This is a genomic window from Mediterraneibacter massiliensis (assembly GCF_001487105.1).
Taxonomy (GTDB): Bacteria; Bacillota; Clostridia; order Lachnospirales; family Lachnospiraceae; genus Mediterraneibacter; species Mediterraneibacter massiliensis.
In genome coordinates, this window is the sequence record NZ_LN912999.1 from 113,699 (window position 1) to 132,519 (window position 18,821).

The window sequence follows — 18,821 nt, forward strand, 5'->3', positions numbered from 1 at the left end:
AAACAGGAGGTAGCTATGGCAATCAGAGAAATACGGGAAATAGGAGATGAAATCTTGACGAAACAGTGCAAGGATGTTGCAAAAATGACGTTTCGCACAAAGATATTGATAGGTGATATGCTGGATACGATGTATGAGAAGATGGGAGTCGGACTTGCGGCGCCTCAGGTCGGCATTCTGAAGAAGATCGTTGTGATCGATGTGGGAGAAGGACCTATTGTACTGGTGAATCCACAGATCATAGAAACGAGCGGGGAGCAGACTGGAGAGGAAGGGTGTTTAAGTGTTCCTGGAAAATGGGGAACCGTGACACGGCCGGAACATGTAAAGGTGCGTGCTCTGAATGAAAATATGGAGCCTTTTGAGATGGAAGGAGAAGGGCTCTTAGCGAGGGCGTTCTGTCATGAAATAGACCATCTGCAAGGTGAGCTGTATGTGGATAAGACGGAGGATGGACTGCATGATGTTACCTACAATGAGTCGGAAGATGAGGAGGAAACAGAGTAGATGCGAGTGATTTTTATGGGAACGCCGGATTTTTCGGTAGGGACATTGGAAGCGCTGCTCCATGCCGGACATGAGGTGTGTCTTGTCGTGACACAGCCGGACAAACCTAAAGGAAGAGGAAAGCAGATGCAGTTTTCCCCGGTAAAAGAAACAGCGCTGAAGTATCAGATCCCTGTTTTTCAGCCGAAAAAGATACGGGATAAGGAATGTGTGGAGGAACTAAGAAAGTACAATGCGGATGTGATGGTCGTGATCGCCTTTGGACAGATACTGCCCAAAGAAATCTTAACACTTACTCCATATGGATGTATCAATGTCCATGCTTCTTTGCTGCCCAAATACAGAGGGGCTGCGCCAATCCAGTGGGCCATCATAAACGGAGAACAAGTGACGGGCGTGACGACGATGCAGATGGATGAAGGATTGGATACCGGAGATATGATCTTAAAAACGCAGGTGCCTATCGAAGAAGAAGAGACAGGAGAAAGCCTGCATGATAAACTTGCCTCTGCGGGAGCGCGGCTTTGTGTAGAGACGCTCAAGAAAATAGAAGAAGGGACCGCTGTATTTCAAAAGCAGGGCGACAGCCCGACAGCCTATGCCAAGATGCTGGATAAGAAAATGGGAAATATTGATTGGAGCCAGTCAGCCGTTGTCATTGAACGATTGATACGGGGACTAAATTCCTGGCCCAGCGCCTATACCCATTGGGACCAAAAGGTGATCAAGATCTGGAAGGCAAAAGCAGATCCCGCAGAAGCATCCGGGGAAAGCAAGACAGCGCCCGGAACCGTGACAGCGGTAAAAAAAGACAGTATCTGTGTACAGACGGGGGATGGCGTTCTTTCTATTTATGAACTGCAGATTCCGGGAAAAAAGAGAATGGAGACAGCAGCTTTTTTGAGGGGATATAAAGTAGAGACAGGAACAGTATTTACCAGTGCGGGCTTTTGAGGAGCCTTCTGTATCCTGCGATCTTAAGGAGGTTATGCTATGTTTTATGGATATTATCTGGATCCTACGTATATATTAGTGGTAATCGGAGCGCTCATCTGTATGGTCGCTTCTTCGAGGGTGAATCGGGTATATGCAAAGTATTCTCGTATGCAAAGCCATACAGGAATGACAGGGAAAGAGGCGGCAGAACGGATCTTGCGCATGAATGGCATATATGATGTAACGGTACGCCATATACCGGGGAATCTGACAGATCATTATGATCCGCGCAATAAGACGCTGGGACTTTCTGACGCAACTTACCACTCCTCTTCTGTGGCAGCTATCGGTGTGGCGGCACATGAGTGCGGGCATGCGCTACAGCATGCGGTCGGATATGCGCCGCTTAAGATCAGAGGGTCTCTTGTGCCTGTCGCAAATATCGGCTCTATGGCCGCATGGCCTTTGATCTTGATCGGACTTTTTATGAATGGAAGTATGTCGTCCGTTTTGATCAATCTGGGGATTTATCTTTTCTCGGCGGCTGTGTTGTTTCAGCTTGTGACGCTGCCGGTCGAGTTCAATGCTTCCGGCAGAGCAGTGAGAGTATTGGAAACTTCCGGTATGTTGTATCCGCAGGAGGCAGAAGCGACGAAGAAAGTGTTAAGAGCGGCTGCCCTTACCTATGTGGCGAGCGCAGCGGCAATGATCCTGCAGCTTTTGCGGCTGCTGATCCTGACAGGAGGAAGAAGAGACAATGACTAAGCCGGTAAGTGAGAGGGAACTGGTACTGGCGATTCTCTTAGAAGTTTTGGAGAAAGGGCAGTACAGCCATATCGTTCTTTCGAGAACATTGGAAAAATACCAGTACCTGGAGAAAAAAGAACGTGCTTTTATTACCCGTGTCACGGAAGGCACACTGGAACATCTGATCGAGATTGATTATATACTGGATTATTTTTCAAAAGTAAAAGTAAAGAAAATGAAGCCTGTCATCCGTGGTATTTTAAGAAGCGCAGTCTATCAGCTGAAATATATGGATAGTATACCAGACCCGGCAGTCTGCAACGAGGCGGTCAAGCTGGCGGTGAAGAAGGGCTTTGCAAATCTAAAAGGTTTTGTAAACGGCGTGCTTAGAAATGTGGCTAGAAACCTGGAGCAGGTCGAATATCCAGAAGAAGAAAGAAAAGCTTTGTCGGTGAAATATTCTATGCCGGAATGGATCTTAGAAATGTGGGAGCGGGATATGCCCTTCTCTGTCATAGAAAAAATAGCCGCTTCTTTTCAGCAGGAGATCCCGGTTACGATCCGCTGCAATCAGGAGAAGACGTCGCCGGAACAATTGAAAGCAGCGTTGGAAGCGGAGGGGGTCACGGTCGAAGAACATCCTTATCTGCCCTCTGCATTCCGCATATCCGGGTATGACTATCTGAAGAATCTGTTGTGCTTTCGTAAAGGTTGGTTTGTCGTACAGGATATCAGTTCGATGCTGGCTGTAGAAGCAGCGCAGGTAAAGGAAAACGACCAGGTGCTGGATGTCTGCGCGGCTCCCGGCGGCAAGGCGCTTTACCTGGCGGAAAAGCTAAAAGGGACAGGCATGGTAGAGGCGAGAGACCTGACTATGTATAAGACAGGGTTGATCGAGGAGAACATTGCGCGTACGGGATTTCAAAATATAAAAGCCGTCTGCAAAGACGCTGCGGTATTGGATGAAGAAACAATAGGCAGCGCGGATATTGTACTTGCCGATCTGCCTTGCTCCGGTCTGGGAGTGCTGGGGAAAAAGACGGATTTGAAATATAAAGTGTCTCCCGCAGGGATGAAAGAACTGGTCCTTTTACAGCGAAGGATATTGCATACAGTACAAAATTACGTGAAGCCAGGGGGCACTCTTTTATACAGCACGTGTACGATACATAAGGAAGAAAATGAAGAAAATGTCCACTGGTTTTTAAAAGAACATCCGGCGTTTGTTTTAGAAGATATACGAAAAGACCTGTGCTTGGAACTGCAAAGCAGCGTAAATGAAGAAGGATGGCTGCAGCTTCTTCCGGGGATCCACGACAGCGACGGTTTTTTTATCGCCAGATTAAGGCGCAGACAGGAAAGTGACAAGATATGAAAAAAGATATTGGCGCATATACATATGAACAATTGCAAAAAGAAATAGAAATGCTTGGAGAAAAAACATTTCGCGCAAAGCAGGTCTATGAATGGATCCATGTGAAATTGGCTTCTTCTTTTGAAGAAATGACCAATGTATCGAAAGAACTGCGGAAGAAATTGGACGATCACTATATCATACTGCCTGTTCGGGAAGTAGAAAGACAAGTATCAAAGCTGGACGGAACAAATAAATTTCTATTTGAACTGTATGATGGCAATATGGTGGAGAGTGTGCTGATGCGGTATAAACATGGCAATTCGGTCTGTATTTCTTCTCAGGTCGGATGCCGGATGGGATGCCGTTTTTGCGCATCCACGATCGGTGGACTCGTGCGGAATCTTTCCCCTTCTGAGATGCTGGGACAGATCTATCAGATCCAGAAGATCACAAAGGAACGAGTATCCAATGTAGTTGTGATGGGAACCGGAGAACCACTTGATAATTATGACAGTCTTCTGCGCTTTATCCGCCTTCTGACAGACGAGCACGGCCTGCATATCAGCCAGAGAAATGTGACGGTATCTACCTGTGGACTGGTACCGCAGATCCTGCGTCTGGCGCAGGAAGAACTGCAGATCACACTGGCACTGTCTCTGCATGGTTCTACACAGGAGAAGCGAAAGAAGCTTATGCCTGTGGCAAATAAATATGATCTGGAAGAAGTACTGCATGCCTGTGATCTGTATTTTGAGAAAACCGGCAGAAGAATGACATTTGAATACAGCCTGGTACATGAGGTCAATGATACAAAAGAAGATGCAGAAGAATTGATCGAGATCTTACAGCACAGAAACTGTCATTTGAATCTGATCCCTGTAAATCCGATCCGCGAACGAAAATTTAAACGACCGGACAGTAAAAATACCTTGAATTTCAAAAATAAACTTGAAAAAAATGGGATAAATGTTACTATAAGAAGGGAAATGGGCGCAGATATTGATGGAGCGTGCGGACAGCTCCGCAGGCGCAGGCAGAATGATTAAAGGAGAAGAGTGTATGAAGACATTTTCCATTACTGACGTAGGAATGGTAAGACAGGTAAATCAAGATTATGTCTATACGGCAGACAAACCGCTTGGAACCCTGGAAAATTTATTTGTAGTGGCAGACGGAATGGGCGGACACCAGGCAGGGGACTACGCCTCCAAGTATACGGTAGAAGTTTTGCAGAGGGAATTAAAGCAAAGCGAAGAGGAAGATGTAGAAAAAGCTCTTGTGCAGGCAATCAAGAAGGCGAACAAAGAGATTATAAAAAAAGCCTCGTCGGATACACATCTTAAAGGAATGGGAACAACAGTTGTGGCGGCGACGATAGAAGGACAGATGATGTATTTTGCCAATGTCGGTGACAGCCGTCTATATCTGATCAACCAGGGAATACAGCAGCTGACGAAAGACCACTCACTGGTGGAGGAGATGGTGCGTCTCGGAGGGATCAAACCGGAGGAGGCAAAACATCATCCGGATAAGAATATTATCACAAGAGCCATCGGCGCAAAGGCAGATGTAGAAGTGGATTTTTATGAGCACCGTTTGAAAAAGGGAGACATCATTTTGATGTGTACAGACGGGCTGAACAATATGGTAGAAGATGAGGAAATCTTCCATATCGTACAGGGGGGAAGAGATATCGTAGAAGCGGCACAATCCTTGGTAGAAGCTGCAAAAGAAAACGGCGGTACTGACAATATTGGAGTCGTATTGGTGGAACCGTTCGCAGATGAGGTGAGTATATGATCAAAGAAGGAGTATTTTTAGGAAAACGGTATGAAATACTGGGCCGCATTGGTTCCGGCGGAATGGCAGATGTATATAAGGGGAAAGACCATAAGCTGAATCGTTATGTGGCGATCAAAGTGCTGAAAAGTGATTTCCGGACAGACGAGGTGTTTATCCAGAAATTTTTAAGTGAAGCGCAGGCTGCGGCGGGGCTGATGCACCCAAACGTAGTCAATGTGTATGACGTAGGGCAGGATAGAGGCCTCTACTATATGGTCATGGAATTGGTAGAGGGGATCACGCTGAAAGAGTATATAGAAAAGAAAGGAAAACTGTCAGCAAAGGAAGCCATCAGTATTTCCATCCAGATGGTGACAGGTATCCAGGCAGCTCATAACCAGCATATCGTTCACAGAGACATTAAACCCCAGAATATCATTATTTCCAAGGATGGAAAAGTAAAAGTAACAGATTTCGGTATCGCCAGAGCGACGACTTCTACGAATACGATCAGTGCCAGTGTGATGGGCTCTGTACACTATACATCTCCTGAACAGGCGCGGGGCGGCATCGTAGATGAGAAAAGCGATATTTACTCCGCAGGTATCACTATGTATGAGATGGTCACAGGACATGTGCCTTTCGACGGGGATTCTACCGTGTCTGTTGCGATCAAGCATTTGCAGGAGGAAGTGCCTTCTCCGGCAGAAGAAGTACCGGATCTTCCCTATAGTCTGGAATGTATCATATTGAAATGTACCCAGAAGAATCCAAGCGCCAGATACTTAAGCTGTGAAGACCTGATTTTAGATCTAAAACGTTCGTTAGTAGATCCGGAGGGAGATTTTGTTGTTTCCGGCGTCTACGGGAATACAGGAGATCGGACGGTTGTCATGTCTACGGAGGAGTTGGATCGCTTGCAGAAAGAGCGGTATGATGAAGAAGACGATTATGACGGCGAGTATGATGAGGATGAGGAAGACGAGTACGAGGACGATAGATATACAAAAAACCGCAAAAAAAATGCAGTGGATCCGCATACAAAGAAGATCATGAAGATCTTGATGATCGTAGCTGCTGCGGTGATCGCGCTGGCGGTCATTTTTATGGTGGCAAATGCGGCGGGGCTGTTTAAAGGAGGCGCCGGTACGACGCAGACGGCTTCCTCAAAAGTGACGGTACCAGACGTGACAGGAATGACGGAAAAAGAGGCACAGGAAGCGCTGAATAAAAAGAAACTGGGAATGGTTGTCTCTGAGAGAAAAGAGTCAGATAAATATGATAAAGGTGAGATCATCAGTCAGGATCCGGGCAAAGGGAAAAAAGTGGCAAAGAATACGGAAATAAAAGTCGTTGTCAGTACAGGGAAGAAGGCAGAAACAGTAGCTGTGCCCGATGTAGCCGGACAGGACGAAGACAAAGCACAGAAAGCTTTGGAAAAGGCCAATCTTGTAGTGATTTCAGAAGGACAGTATGATGACAGCATAGAAGAAGGAAAGGTCATTTCCACAGACCCGGCAGCAGGAACAGAAGTAAAAGAAGGCTCCACGGTAAAAATGTATGTAAGTCTTGGAGCAGAACCGGCGGTTGTGCCAAACATCGTGGGAATGTGGTCGGAAGACGCGGCGAATGCCTTGTATAATGCCGGTTTAAATCCCGGAAATGTAACGGAAGAATACAGTGATAAGTATGAAGCAGGCATCGTCATCTCTCAGAAAACAAAGGCGGATAAAAAAGTGGATAAAGGTTCTTCTGTAGATTATGTCATTAGCAAAGGACCGCAGACGAAGAAGGTATCGGTGCCTTCTCTTTCCGGATATTCCCAGGCACAGGCAGAGCAGATGTTGATAAATGCGGGATTGAACGTAGGTCAGATTACCTATGAGGACAGTAAAGATTTCGCCCAGGGACTTGTTATCCGTCAGTCTATCAGCGGCAGTGTAGACGAAGGAACTTATGTAGACTTTGTAGTGAGCAATGGTTCCGGACAGATCGATCAAGGAACAGACGGCGAGGATCAGGAAGAAGGCCTTTTGGAATGACAGCGGGAAAAAATAGATGATACAGGGAAAGATAATCAAAGGGATAGCCGGATTCTACTACGTTGATGTAGTAGGATCCGGTGTTTATGAGTGTAAAGCAAAAGGAATTTTCAGAAAAGAAAAAAAGAAGCCTCTTGTAGGGGATGAAGTTAAGATCGAAGTGCTGGATGCTATAAAAAAAGAAGGCAATATTGTCGAAATCCTGCCGCGCAGGAATGAGCTGATACGTCCGGCAGTATCCAATATAGATCAGGCATTGGTCGTATTTGCCGTGACAGATCCAAGTCCGCATTTCAATCTGCTGGATCGTTTTTTAGTTACGATGGATCTAAAAGACATCCCCGTGATACTTTGTTTTAATAAAAGGGATATTGCGCAGGACAGAGAGACTGCAGAACTAAAAGAAGTATATGAGGCATGCGGGTATCCTGTTTTATTTACAAGCGCCAAAGAAAAAGAAAATATAGGACAGCTAAAGCGGCTTTTAAAGGGAAAGACAACAGCAGTAGCAGGCCCTTCCGGTGTGGGAAAATCTTCTTTAATCAACTTGGTACAGTCTGCAGTGGAAATGGAGACGGGCAGTATCAGCCGGAAAATTGCAAGAGGAAAGCATACGACGAGACATTCAGAGCTGCTCGTGATAGAAGAAGGATCTTATATTATGGATACGCCGGGCTTTAGTTCTTTATATATCAGCGAAATAGACAAAGAAGAGTTGAAGTACTGTTTCCGGGAATTTGCGCAGTATGAAGGAACGTGTAAGTTCCACGGCTGTTCACATATCCATGAGCCGGGCTGTGCGGTCAAGCAGGCGGTCGAAGAAAGGAAGATACACAAAATACGATATAAGGATTATACAGATATGTATCAGGAACTGAAAGAGAAAGAGAGGTATTAAAAATGAAAAGAATATTGGCGCCATCCATATTGTCAGCAGATTTTAAAGTATTGGGCGAACAGTTGCAGGCAACTGCCGCCGGTGGGGCGGAGTATATCCATTTTGATGTGATGGATGGAGACTTTGTGCCGAGCATTTCTTTTGGGATGCCTGTGCTGTCCTCTATTCAAGGAGTCACTTCACAAGTGATGGATGTGCATTTGATGGTGACAGAGCCGATTCGATATGTAAAGGCATTTAAGGAAGCTGGCGCAGATTTTTTGACAGTGCATTATGAAGCGTGTGAAGATCTGCATAAGACATTATATGAGATTCATGAGTGCGGTCTGAAAGCCGGTATTTCCATCAAGCCAAATACACCGGTACGTATGCTGGAACCATTTTTGAAAGAAGCAGAGATGTTCTTGATCATGTCTGTAGAACCCGGTTTTGGCGGACAGGCTTTTATTCCGGAGTCTCTGCATAAGATAAAGGAATTAAGGTCTTTATTGGATGAAAGAGATTTGTCTGCGGATATTGAGGTGGATGGTGGGATCTACCATCAGAACGTAGGAGAGGTTTTGAAAGCAGGTGCCAATGTGATCGTGTCAGGTTCCGGTGTATTCAAGGGAAATATTACGGAAAATACAGAGAAGTTTATGGAGATATTAAAGAAATATGAGTAAGCATACAGTCATCGTAAGCGGGGGGATGATAGAGGAAGAGTTCGCTTTATCCGTTCTGCAGAATGAAGAGACAGAGTTCATCATTGGGGTGGATAAAGGTCTTGACTTTTTATATGCACATAAGATCTGTCCGGATTATATAGTGGGAGATTTTGACAGTGCGCCTTCCGGTGTTGTGAAATATTACAAAGAACAGACCAATGTTCCGATCCGGGAATTTAATCCGGTGAAGGATGCGTCTGATACAGAGATCGCGCTGCGGCTTTGTCTGGATCTGCACAGGAAAGAGATTATCATACTAGGCGGAACCGGCACAAGGATTGATCATATATGGGCTAATGTCCAGAGCCTAAAGATTGCTTTGGACGCAGGAGCAGACGCCAGGATCCTGGACAGCCATAATCAGATACGGCTTTTAAAAGATAAGGTCTGTCTAAAAAAAGAAGAAGCGTTCGGGCCCTATTTTTCTGTGTTTTCTCTGGGCGGAACCATAGAGGGCGTCAATATCGTGGGCGCAAAATATCCCCTTGCAGACCATACCCTTTTGCCCTATGACAGCCTCTGTGTGAGCAATGAGTTTGAGGCGGACGAAGTAGAGATTTCCTTTGTCTATGGGACGTTGATCTTGATGGAGACAAAAGACTGACCGGATCATTTGAGATAGAAAGGGGGAAACAGGATGCGTAAATATGTTTATCTTCTTTTAGTATCGATGCTTATTTTGATTAGCGGATGCAGTGGGCAAAAAGAAGCGGAAGCTGATAAAAAAGAGAAAACTGTCCAGTCTGAAACAAAAGAAAAATCTGTGAAGAACGAGAAGAATAAGAAGGAGAACAAGAAGAAGCCTGCGGTATCAGCAACGGAAACCAAAGAAGAACCGTGGACGCCGATCACAGATCCAGCAAATGCGCCGGAAGATTGGAAAAATCAGCAGGAACCGCCCTATTGTTTGGGGTGTGGCAGGAAAAAGGAGGAAGTGTCTATCTCACGAGATGGGTATTGCGGTGAATGTTTTACAAAATATTATGAACCTACTTTGCCTCATTGCGATACTTGCGGCGGCTGCCTGTATGGAGGCGGATATATAGGAAATCGACATCCTGAGTGCTATCACTGCGATTATTGCGGAGGAGAGTGGAATGAAAACTATGGAGACCATTGGGACAGCTCTTATGGTTTCGCATGCTGTGAATGTTATATAGAACAGATCGTCGGCTGCTCACAGTGCGGATACAGAGGAGATATGTCTATGTGGGAATCCGGAATGTGCGATGCTTGTCTGCAGCAATGGGAACAAAATGAAAGCCAGGTATATTGTTCTTACTGCGGACAGCCGACGAACGATCCGGATCCGCAATATGGATTATGCCCGGCTTGTCTGCAGATGAAAAATGAAATTGAAAGTTATCCATGGTGAGCTGAAAAACATTGCACTTGGGCTAAAAGTAATAGAAAATAAGTGAAAGATTTTAAACCCAAAGGGAGCATTAGCTCCCTTATTTTCATATAAGAAGAAATATCCTTTTTATGAAAAGCGGCTCTTACAATTGAAGAGGCGGCTGCGTATAGTGATATAAGAGGCGGGAGATGGGAGATGGGATAGAAATTGAATATTCACAAAGATAAAACGGTATGGTATAATACAAGATACTGTATTAGGGCTTCTTTGGATTGGAATAAAGAAGAAAATCTATGCGTGTATTGAGACATACATTCGCTGCTAGAGCGATAGAGGGAGGAATAAGGCAGAAAACATTACAAGTCATTTTAGGGTATTCAAACGTTGGTATCACCAGGAACTTATAGGTGCATGTCACAGAAGACGAAAAAATGAAAGAAATGGAAAAGATAGAAAAACATTAAAAATTGTATAGTAAATTGTGTAGTAAAAACATAAAGAAAGGCGAAAACCCGCAAAATTACAGGGTTTTCAGACAGGTGAAGATAAAAATGAAATTAGGAATTGTCGGACTTCCAAATGTAGGAAAAAGCACATTGTTTAATTCGCTGACAAAGGCAGGAGCAGAATCTGCGAACTATCCATTTTGTACGATCGATCCCAATGTAGGTGTCGTAACCGTACCGGATAAGCGTCTGGATGTATTAGGAGAAATGTATCACACAAAGAAGATCATCCCTGCCGCGATAGAATTTGTCGATATTGCAGGATTAGTAAAGGGCGCTTCCAAGGGAGAAGGGTTGGGAAATCAGTTCCTGGCAAACATTCGGGAAGTAGATGCGATCGTGCATGTGGTAAGATGTTTTGAGGACAGCAATATCGTGCATGTAGACGGAAGTATCGACCCTCTGCGTGATATAGAAACGATTAATTTAGAACTGATTTTTTCGGATCTGGAAATTTTGGAAAGAAGAATTGCAAAGACAGTGAAGCTGTCCAGAAATGATAAGACAGCGGCAAAAGAATTGGAATTGCTGAATCGCTTGAAAGCACATTTGGAAGAAAATCAGCTGGCGAAAAGTTTTGTGACAGAAGATGAAGACGAACAAAACTGGATGGCAGGTTATAATCTGCTGACTGCTAAACCGGTTATTTTTGCGGCAAATGTAACTGAAGAAGATCTGGCAGATGACGGAGCGGGCAATACAGGAGTCCAGGCAGTCCGTGAGTACGCAAAACAGGAACAATGTGAAGTGTTCGTTGTATGTGCGCAGATCGAGCAGGAGATCGCGGAACTGGATGAGGAAGAAAAGAAAATGTTCCTGGAAGATCTGGGGTTAGAAGAATCCGGATTGGAAAAACTGATCAAAGCAAGTTACCATCTTCTGGGGCTTATCAGCTATCTGACAGCAGGAGAGCCGGAAGTACGCGCGTGGACGATAACAAAAGGCATGAAAGCTCCGCAGGCAGCAGGAAAGATCCATACGGATTTTGAAAGAGGCTTTATCCGGGCAGAAGTGTTAAGTTATGATGATCTGATGGCATGCGGGACTTATGCCGCCGCCCGTGAAAAAGGGCTTGTCAGGCTGGAAGGCAAAGAGTATGTAGTGCAGGATGGAGATATCATGTTGTTTAGATTTAATGTATAGCATGGATCCTGCTATGTTTTGAAGCGTCGGGATAGTCGTGAAACAGCTGTGTAAGAGATAATAAGTAATTTACGAAGGGTACGGCTAAAGGAACACAGGGACAATGCGGAAGGGAGCAAAGATATGCATTATGACATCAGTTTTCCACATCTGGGTATCTATTTGGAGCATGTGGGAAAGAGCATACGTATTTTCGGTTTTGAAATCGCGTACTATGGCATCATAATAGGAAGTGCTATTTTATTAGGATTTTTGATTGCTACTTCCGAGGCGAAGAGAACGAGACAGGATCCGGAAGATTACCTAGATATGGGAATCATTGGCGTGATAGCCGGGATAGCAGGCGCAAGGATTTATTATGTGATCTTTTCTTGGGATATGTACAAGGATAATCTTCTGGATATTTTTAATCTGCGGGAAGGCGGACTCGCTATTTATGGAGGCATCATTGCAGCTGTGATCAGTGTTCTTGTGTTGGCAAGGATCAAACATTTGTCTGCGCCGCAGATTTTTGATACGGTTGCAATGGCACTATTAAACGGACAGATGCTTGGAAGATGGGGGAATTTTTTCAATCGGGAAGCATTTGGCGGATATACGGACAGCCTGTTTGCCATGCGGCTGCCGCTGGATGCAGTACGATCTTCTGATGTGACTGAGCAGATGCGCCAGCATATACAGAGGATAGATGGTGTCAGCTATATTCAGGTGCACCCAACCTTTCTCTATGAATCTTTCTGGTGTATGATCGTCTTGATCCTTCTGTTCGTTTACCGCAGACATAAAAAGTATGAAGGCGAGCTGTTTTTGTTATATCTGTTCGGTTATGGTTTGGGCAGAGTGTGGATAGAAGGATTAAGGACGGACCAACTCTTGCTTCCGGGAGTCGGTATCGCCGTATCCCAGCTTCTTGCAGGCGTGATCGTGGTTGGAACAGGCGCAGCATTGCTTTATCTGCGAAAGAATCATAAGAAAATACCTCTGTTAAAAATCGGGAGAAAATACGAGCCTATGCCGGATAAGATAGAAGGGAAAAAACCTCCGAAGGCAAAAGAACGGATTTTCAAATTTAAACGGAAATAATGGAAAAGAAGATTTTTAAAAAACCGAGAAAGGAGTAAAAAGATGTTTTGTGAAAATTGCGGACACAAGGTAGAAGAGGGAGAACAGTTTTGTCCAAATTGCGGGCAGCGGGTAGAGACAGAGGAAGCGACAGAAAAAGTGATAGAAAAAGCGATAGAAAAAGCACCTGCGGTAAAGAGAAAAGGGAAAGGTAAAATCATTGCGGTCTGGACAGCGCTGATATGTATCATCCTCATATTAGCGGCAGCGGCTACAATTTTTTTTGTGAAAAAGAGCGAAGGAGAAAAGCAGGCGGAGCTTAAAAAGCAGGAAGAGCAAAAAGAAACGTCAAAGAGAAGGAAAGATACCAAAAGAGCGGAAGACAACAAAAAGGAGGAAGATATCCAAAAGAAAGAAGAACAGGAGGAACAAAACAATCAGTCCGAATCTGAAAAAACACAGGAAAAAGAACTTCCTGAAGCAGAGCCTGCCGGCACACCGACAGGGCTGACTCATGCAGGAAGCGAGATTTATATGGTAGATTTTACAGTTTCTGCATCTTCTGTTCTAGAAGAAACAGGTTATAACTATGGGACGCAAAATCTGACGGATGTGGATTGGGCGACTTGCTGGGCAGATGGAGCAGCTGGAAATGGTGTAAATGAAAGTATTTTATTTACGAGTGCCCAGAAACAGACAGTCAGAGGACTTGCCTTTCTTCCGGGTATATATACCAGTGAGGAATTATACTGGAAAAACGGAGCGCCGGAAGCGCTGCATATAGAATATGGTGATGAGGCTATGGATTATTCTTATACAGATAAGGGGAGCGCTTTTATCACTGGGAATGCTTTCGATGGGATGATATACATTGATTTTGGCAAAGAGGTGAAGATCAGTGAGTGTAAAGTGACGATCACCGGGGTAAGAGACGGAAATAAATATGACGACTGCTGTATTACTGAAATGTTTCTGTATCGGTAGGAAAATAAAAGAAGAAGCGCTCGGAGGAAGACAGAAATGTACACGAAAATAAACAAAAAATAGAGTGTGTTCTATAGACTTTTGTCACTTTTCGGGATATAATTACAATACATGTGAAAATATTAACTTTACAATGTAAATTATAAGGAGGAACAACAAAATGGCAAGAAAAATGAAGACCATGGATGGTAATCAGGCTGCCGCTCACGTTTCCTATGCGTACACAGAAGTTGCAGCGATCTACCCGATCACACCATCATCTGTAATGCCAGAACACATTGACGAATGGGCTACTGAAGGCAGAGAAAATATCTTCGGACAGACTGTAGAAGTAACGGAAATGCAGTCCGAGGCAGGTGCTGCAGGTGCTGTGCACGGTTCTTTATCAGCAGGAGCTCTGACAACAACATTTACAGCTTCACAGGGATTACTTCTGATGATCCCAAACTTATATAAAGTAGCAGGAGAACAGCTTCCGGGCGTATTCAACGTATCCGCACGTGCGCTCGCAAGTCATGCGCTGTCTATTTTCGGAGATCACTCCGATGTGTATGCCTGCCGTCAGACAGGCGCTGCAATGCTGTGTGAATCCAGCGTACAGGAGGTTATGGATTTAACACCGGTTGCACATTGTGCAGCATTGGAAGGAAAGCTGCCGTTCATCAACTTCTTTGATGGTTTCAGAACATCACATGAGATCCAGAAGATCGAGACATGGGATTATGAAGACTTAAAAGACATTGTAAATATGGATGCAATCGATGAGTTCCGCGCGCATGCGTTGAATCCAAATCATCCATGTCAGAGAGGTTCTGCACAGAACCCGGATATTTTCTTCCAGGCAAGAGAGGCGTGCAACCCATATTATGATGCAATGCCGGCAATCGTGCAGAAATACATGGACAAAGTAAATGAGAAGATCGGAACAGATTATAAACTGTTTAACTACTACGGAGCAGCAGATGCAGAGCATGTGATCATCGCAATGGGTTCTGTATGTGATACGATCGAAGAGACGATCGATTACCTGACAGCAGCAGGCGAGAAAGTCGGCGTTGTGAAGGTACGTCTGTACAGACCATTCAGCGCAGAAGCTCTGATTGCCGCAATTCCGGATTCCGTGAAGAAGATTTCTGTTCTTGACAGAACAAAAGAACCGGGAGCACTTGGCGAACCATTATATCTGGATGTTGTCGCAGCGCTCAAAGGCACAAAATTCGACGGAGTGCCTGTATATACAGGACGTTACGGACTGGGTTCCAAAGATACGACACCGGCACAGATCGTAGCTGTATATCATAATGATGAGAAACAGAAATTCACGATCGGTATTGTAGATGATGTGACAAACCTGTCTCTGAAAGCAGACGAGCCTCTCGTTACAACACCGGAAGGAACGATCAACTGTAAGTTCTGGGGATTGGGAGCAGACGGAACTGTCGGAGCGAACAAGAACTCCATCAAGATCATCGGTGACAATACAGACATGTACGCACAGGCATATTTTGATTATGACTCTAAGAAGTCTGGCGGTGTTACAATGTCTCACCTGCGTTTCGGTAAGCTGCCGATCAAATCCACATATTTGATCCACCAGGCAAACTTTGTAGCATGTCACAATCCATCTTATGTGGACAAGTACAACATGGTACAGGAACTGGTTGACGGCGGTACATTCCTTTTGAACTGCCCATGGGATATGGAAGGTCTGGAGAAACATCTGCCGGGACAGGTAAAGGCATATATTGCAAAACATAATATCAAATTCTATACGATCGACGGTATCAAGATCGGTAAAGAGATCGGACTTGGCGGACGTATCAATACAGTCCTGCAGTCTGCATTCTTCAAGCTTGCAGCGATCATTCCGGAAGAAGAAGCAATCGATCTGATGAAGAAGGCTGCAAAAGCTACTTACGGAAGAAAAGGCGATAAGATTGTACAGATGAACTATGACGCGATCGACGCAGGCGCAAAACAAGTCGTAGAAGTATCCGTTCCGAAAAGCTGGAAAGATGCGGCAGACGAAGGCCTTGCAACACCTCATGTAGATGAGAGTGGAAGAAAAGACGTTGTAGATTTCGTTAAGAATATCCAGGCAAAAGTAAACTCTCAGGAAGGAAATACACTGCCTGTATCTGCATTCAACGATTATGTAGATGGTTCTACACCTTCCGGTTCTTCTGCGTATGAGAAGCGTGGTATCGCTGTAGATATCCCAGTTTGGAAACCAGAGAACTGTATCCAGTGTAACCGCTGTGCGTATGTATGTCCGCACGCAGTTATCCGTCCGGTTGCGCTGACGGAAGAAGAACTTGCAAATGCTCCAGAAGGAATGGAAGCAATCGATATGATCGGTATGCCGGGTATGAAATTCTCCATCACGGTATCTGCCTATGATTGTACAGGATGTGGTTCCTGTGCGAATGTATGTCCGGGCAAGAAGGGCGAAAAAGCGCTTGTTATGGGCAATTTGGAAGCAAATGCCGGCAAACAGGATTTCTTCAACTATGGACGCGAGATTCCGGTAAAACCAGAAGTTGTTACGAAGTTTAAAGAGACAACTGTAAAGGGAAGTCAGTTCAAACAGCCGCTGCTCGAATTCTCAGGAGCATGTGCAGGCTGTGGTGAGACACCTTATGCAAAACTGATCACACAGCTGTTTGGTGACAGAATGTACATCGCAAATGCGACAGGATGTTCTTCTATTTGGGGTAACTCTTCACCGTCCACACCATATACGGTAACTCCGGAAGGAAAAGGACCGGCTTGGTGTAATTCCCTGTTTGAAGACAATGCTGAGTTTGGATATGGTATGCTGCTTGCGCAGAATACAATCCGTGCAAGACTGAAAGGCAAAGTTGAAAAACTGGCTGAAACAGCAGAAAACGAGGATGTAAAAGCAGCCGCACAGGAATACCTAGATACATTTGCATGCGGAGCAACAAACGGCACAGCAACAGATAAATTGGTAGCTGCACTGGAAAACTGCGGATGCGACAGAGAAGAAAAGGCAGAATTGCTGAAGAATAAAGATTTCCTTTCCAAGAAATCTCAGTGGATCTTCGGTGGAGACGGATGGGCTTATGATATTGGATTCGGTGGTGTTGACCATGTACTTGCAAGCGGCAAAGACATCAATATCATGGTATTTGATACAGAAGTTTATTCCAACACAGGCGGACAGTCTTCTAAGGCTACAAAGACAGGCGCTACTGCACAGTTCGCAGCAGGCGGAAAAGAGACAAAGAAAAAAGACCTTGCGGGTATCGCAATGAGCTATGGCTATGTATACGTAGCGCAGATCGCTATGGGCGCTGACTTCAATCAGACAGTGAAGGCGATCGCAGAGGCGGAAGCTTATCCAGGACCATCTCTGATCATTGCATATGCTCCATGTATCAACCATGGTATCAAGAAGGGCATGAGCAAAGCGCAGACAGAAGAACAGCTTGCAGTAGAATGTGGATACTGGAATAACTTCCGGTTCAATCCAGCTGCTGAAGGCAATAAGTTCTTCCTTGACAGTAAAGAACCAAAACAGGAAGAATACCAGGCATTCCTTGACGGAGAAGTTCGTTACAATGCGCTGAAGAGAGCAAATCCGGAAAAAGCAGCAAAACTCTTCTCACAGAATGAGAAAGAAGCAATGGAAAGATATGCTTATCTGAAGAAACTGGTAACTCTGTACGGAGAAGAATAATTACAAAAGCTAGACGGTATCAAGACAGATATAGTCAGCGGCAACATAGGAATTCCCCAACTGTTCAGTGCAGTTGGGGAATTTTTATGTTGACAAGCTCTAACGCAAGTCGTTATACTAGATATATACGCCTAGTATACTAGTTTGTGAAAACTAGTGGTATACAATAAGGAAATGCGGATAAAAGTGAGATTCTTTTTATGTCTTGCTGGAATAATAGGAAAATAAAGGTTTGGTAAAGGTATGATCGTAAAGAAAAGATATGGACGGGAAACAGGAAGAGAATATGTACTGCGTATACTTAAGGAAAATATTGTCCTGTTGGAATTGGAACCAGGCAGCAGGATCAGTGAAAATGATCTGGCAGCAGAACTTGGTATTTCACGGACTCCAGTAAGGGAAGCATTGATCGAATTAAGTAAAAGTAAGATCGTCAAGATCTATCCCCAGAAAGGAAGTTATGTTTCACTGATCGATTGGGCCATGGTGGAAGAAGCACAGTTTATGCGTATCACCATGGAGAAAGCAGTTATTGTTCTGGCATGCCAGGGAATAGAAGAAAAAAAATTGTCGGTATTGGAAAAAAATGTAAAATTACAGCAGTTTTATCTTGATGATAATGAGCCGGGAGAACTCCTGGAATTGGATAACCAATTTCATAAAGAATTGTTTATAATGACAAATAAACCACATATTTATAAACTGATGAGTAATATGATGCTGCATTTTGACCGTTTGCGCGCCTTGCGTACGAAGACAGTAGATCAACAGTATGTGATAGACGATCATATGGAAATTTTGGATGCGATCCGTAAAAAGGATGTAGAAAGAGGAGTGTCTGTTATGGAACGTCATCTGACAAGACACAAGATTGACGAAGGGATCGTAGAGGAGAAATACCGGCAATATTTTGAGAAGGAATAAAAAGAGAAAAAATGTAGAAAAATTCTATCGGATTTTGAAAGTAAGCAGAGAAAATCCGATAGAATTTTTTTGTATAATATGACAGAAAATAGAAAGCAGTTTTTACATTTAAAAAGATAAAAATTGTGCAATATAGAGAAATAAAATATGAATCACAAAAGTATAG

The 18,821-nt window shown here is 44.3% G+C and carries 16 protein-coding genes; all 16 read left to right on the top strand.

Going from position 1 to position 18,821, the window contains the following annotated elements:
• Positions 1–15: 15 nt before the first annotated feature.
• Positions 16–507 (top strand): peptide deformylase, encoded by a 492-nt coding sequence (gene def / locus BN3282_RS00535; protein WP_059066203.1) that lies wholly within the window; start codon positions 16–18, stop codon positions 505–507.
• The gene (gene fmt / locus BN3282_RS00540; RefSeq protein ID WP_059066204.1) at positions 508–1,461 is read left to right on the top strand and encodes a methionyl-tRNA formyltransferase; all 954 of its coding nucleotides are present in this window, start codon (positions 508–510) and stop codon (positions 1,459–1,461) included.
• Positions 1,462–1,500: 39 nt separating this feature from the next.
• Entirely contained in the window at positions 1,501–2,208 is a 708-nt protein-coding gene (locus BN3282_RS00545; protein WP_059066205.1) for a zinc metallopeptidase, read from the top strand.
• Positions 2,201–3,565: a 16S rRNA (cytosine(967)-C(5))-methyltransferase RsmB gene (gene rsmB / locus BN3282_RS00550; protein ID WP_059066206.1), complete on the top strand. Its 1,365-nt coding sequence runs from the start codon at positions 2,201–2,203 to the stop codon at positions 3,563–3,565. Before BN3282_RS00545 ends, rsmB begins: the two co-directional genes overlap by 8 nt.
• The gene (rlmN, locus tag BN3282_RS00555; protein WP_059066207.1) at positions 3,562–4,593 is read left to right on the top strand and encodes a dual-specificity RNA methyltransferase RlmN; all 1,032 of its coding nucleotides are present in this window, start codon (positions 3,562–3,564) and stop codon (positions 4,591–4,593) included. Before rsmB ends, rlmN begins: the two co-directional genes overlap by 4 nt.
• A 13-nt stretch (positions 4,594–4,606) precedes the next feature.
• The gene (locus tag BN3282_RS00560) at positions 4,607–5,347 is read left to right on the top strand and encodes a Stp1/IreP family PP2C-type Ser/Thr phosphatase (RefSeq protein WP_059066208.1); all 741 of its coding nucleotides are present in this window, start codon (positions 4,607–4,609) and stop codon (positions 5,345–5,347) included.
• Positions 5,344–7,371, top strand: coding sequence for a Stk1 family PASTA domain-containing Ser/Thr kinase (gene pknB / locus BN3282_RS00565; RefSeq protein ID WP_059066209.1), 2,028 nt, complete (start codon positions 5,344–5,346; stop codon positions 7,369–7,371). Before BN3282_RS00560 ends, pknB begins: the two co-directional genes overlap by 4 nt.
• A 19-nt stretch (positions 7,372–7,390) precedes the next feature.
• Positions 7,391–8,269, top strand: a complete 879-nt coding sequence (gene rsgA / locus BN3282_RS00570) for a ribosome small subunit-dependent GTPase A (protein ID WP_059066262.1) — start codon at positions 7,391–7,393, stop codon at positions 8,267–8,269.
• 2 nt (positions 8,270–8,271) lie between these two features.
• Positions 8,272–8,934, top strand: a complete 663-nt coding sequence (rpe, locus tag BN3282_RS00575) for a ribulose-phosphate 3-epimerase (RefSeq protein ID WP_059066210.1) — start codon at positions 8,272–8,274, stop codon at positions 8,932–8,934.
• Positions 8,927–9,580: a thiamine diphosphokinase gene (locus BN3282_RS00580; RefSeq protein ID WP_059066211.1), complete on the top strand. Its 654-nt coding sequence runs from the start codon at positions 8,927–8,929 to the stop codon at positions 9,578–9,580. Before rpe ends, BN3282_RS00580 begins: the two co-directional genes overlap by 8 nt.
• 33 nt (positions 9,581–9,613) lie before the next feature.
• Positions 9,614–10,351, top strand: coding sequence for a hypothetical protein (locus BN3282_RS00585; RefSeq protein WP_059066212.1), 738 nt, complete (start codon positions 9,614–9,616; stop codon positions 10,349–10,351).
• A 533-nt stretch (positions 10,352–10,884) separates the two neighbouring features.
• Positions 10,885–11,982: a redox-regulated ATPase YchF gene (gene ychF, locus BN3282_RS00590; RefSeq protein WP_059066213.1), complete on the top strand. Its 1,098-nt coding sequence runs from the start codon at positions 10,885–10,887 to the stop codon at positions 11,980–11,982.
• A gap of 123 nt (positions 11,983–12,105) precedes the next feature.
• Positions 12,106–13,065, top strand: coding sequence for a prolipoprotein diacylglyceryl transferase (lgt, locus tag BN3282_RS00595; RefSeq protein WP_059066214.1), 960 nt, complete (start codon positions 12,106–12,108; stop codon positions 13,063–13,065).
• Between the two features lie 42 nt (positions 13,066–13,107).
• Positions 13,108–14,028, top strand: coding sequence for an NADase-type glycan-binding domain-containing protein (locus BN3282_RS00600; RefSeq protein ID WP_059066215.1), 921 nt, complete (start codon positions 13,108–13,110; stop codon positions 14,026–14,028).
• A 160-nt stretch (positions 14,029–14,188) separates the two neighbouring features.
• On the top strand, positions 14,189–17,731 hold the full coding sequence (gene nifJ / locus BN3282_RS00605) for a pyruvate:ferredoxin (flavodoxin) oxidoreductase (protein ID WP_059066216.1): 3,543 nt from the start codon (positions 14,189–14,191) through the stop codon (positions 17,729–17,731).
• 243 nt (positions 17,732–17,974) lie between these two features.
• Positions 17,975–18,655, top strand: coding sequence for a GntR family transcriptional regulator (locus BN3282_RS00610; RefSeq protein WP_059066217.1), 681 nt, complete (start codon positions 17,975–17,977; stop codon positions 18,653–18,655).
• The last annotated feature ends 166 nt before the right edge of the window (positions 18,656–18,821 follow it).

Excerpts from the sequence above, each read along its gene's own strand:
- def (WP_059066203.1), top strand. The coding sequence starts at position 16 with ATGGCAATCAGAGAAATACGGGAAATAGGAGATGAAATCTTGACGAAA.
- fmt (WP_059066204.1), top strand. The coding sequence starts at position 508 with ATGCGAGTGATTTTTATGGGAACGCCGGATTTTTCGGTAGGGACATTG.
- BN3282_RS00545 (WP_059066205.1), top strand. The coding sequence starts at position 1,501 with ATGTTTTATGGATATTATCTGGATCCTACGTATATATTAGTGGTAATC.
- rsmB (WP_059066206.1), top strand. The coding sequence starts at position 2,201 with ATGACTAAGCCGGTAAGTGAGAGGGAACTGGTACTGGCGATTCTCTTA.
- rlmN (WP_059066207.1), top strand. The coding sequence starts at position 3,562 with ATGAAAAAAGATATTGGCGCATATACATATGAACAATTGCAAAAAGAA.
- BN3282_RS00560 (WP_059066208.1), top strand. The coding sequence starts at position 4,607 with ATGAAGACATTTTCCATTACTGACGTAGGAATGGTAAGACAGGTAAAT.
- pknB (WP_059066209.1), top strand. The coding sequence starts at position 5,344 with ATGATCAAAGAAGGAGTATTTTTAGGAAAACGGTATGAAATACTGGGC.
- rpe (WP_059066210.1), top strand. The coding sequence starts at position 8,272 with ATGAAAAGAATATTGGCGCCATCCATATTGTCAGCAGATTTTAAAGTA.
- BN3282_RS00580 (WP_059066211.1), top strand. The coding sequence starts at position 8,927 with ATGAGTAAGCATACAGTCATCGTAAGCGGGGGGATGATAGAGGAAGAG.
- BN3282_RS00585 (WP_059066212.1), top strand. The coding sequence starts at position 9,614 with ATGCGTAAATATGTTTATCTTCTTTTAGTATCGATGCTTATTTTGATT.
- ychF (WP_059066213.1), top strand. The coding sequence starts at position 10,885 with ATGAAATTAGGAATTGTCGGACTTCCAAATGTAGGAAAAAGCACATTG.
- lgt (WP_059066214.1), top strand. The coding sequence starts at position 12,106 with ATGCATTATGACATCAGTTTTCCACATCTGGGTATCTATTTGGAGCAT.
- BN3282_RS00600 (WP_059066215.1), top strand. The coding sequence starts at position 13,108 with ATGTTTTGTGAAAATTGCGGACACAAGGTAGAAGAGGGAGAACAGTTT.
- nifJ (WP_059066216.1), top strand. The coding sequence starts at position 14,189 with ATGGCAAGAAAAATGAAGACCATGGATGGTAATCAGGCTGCCGCTCAC.
- BN3282_RS00610 (WP_059066217.1), top strand. The coding sequence starts at position 17,975 with ATGATCGTAAAGAAAAGATATGGACGGGAAACAGGAAGAGAATATGTA.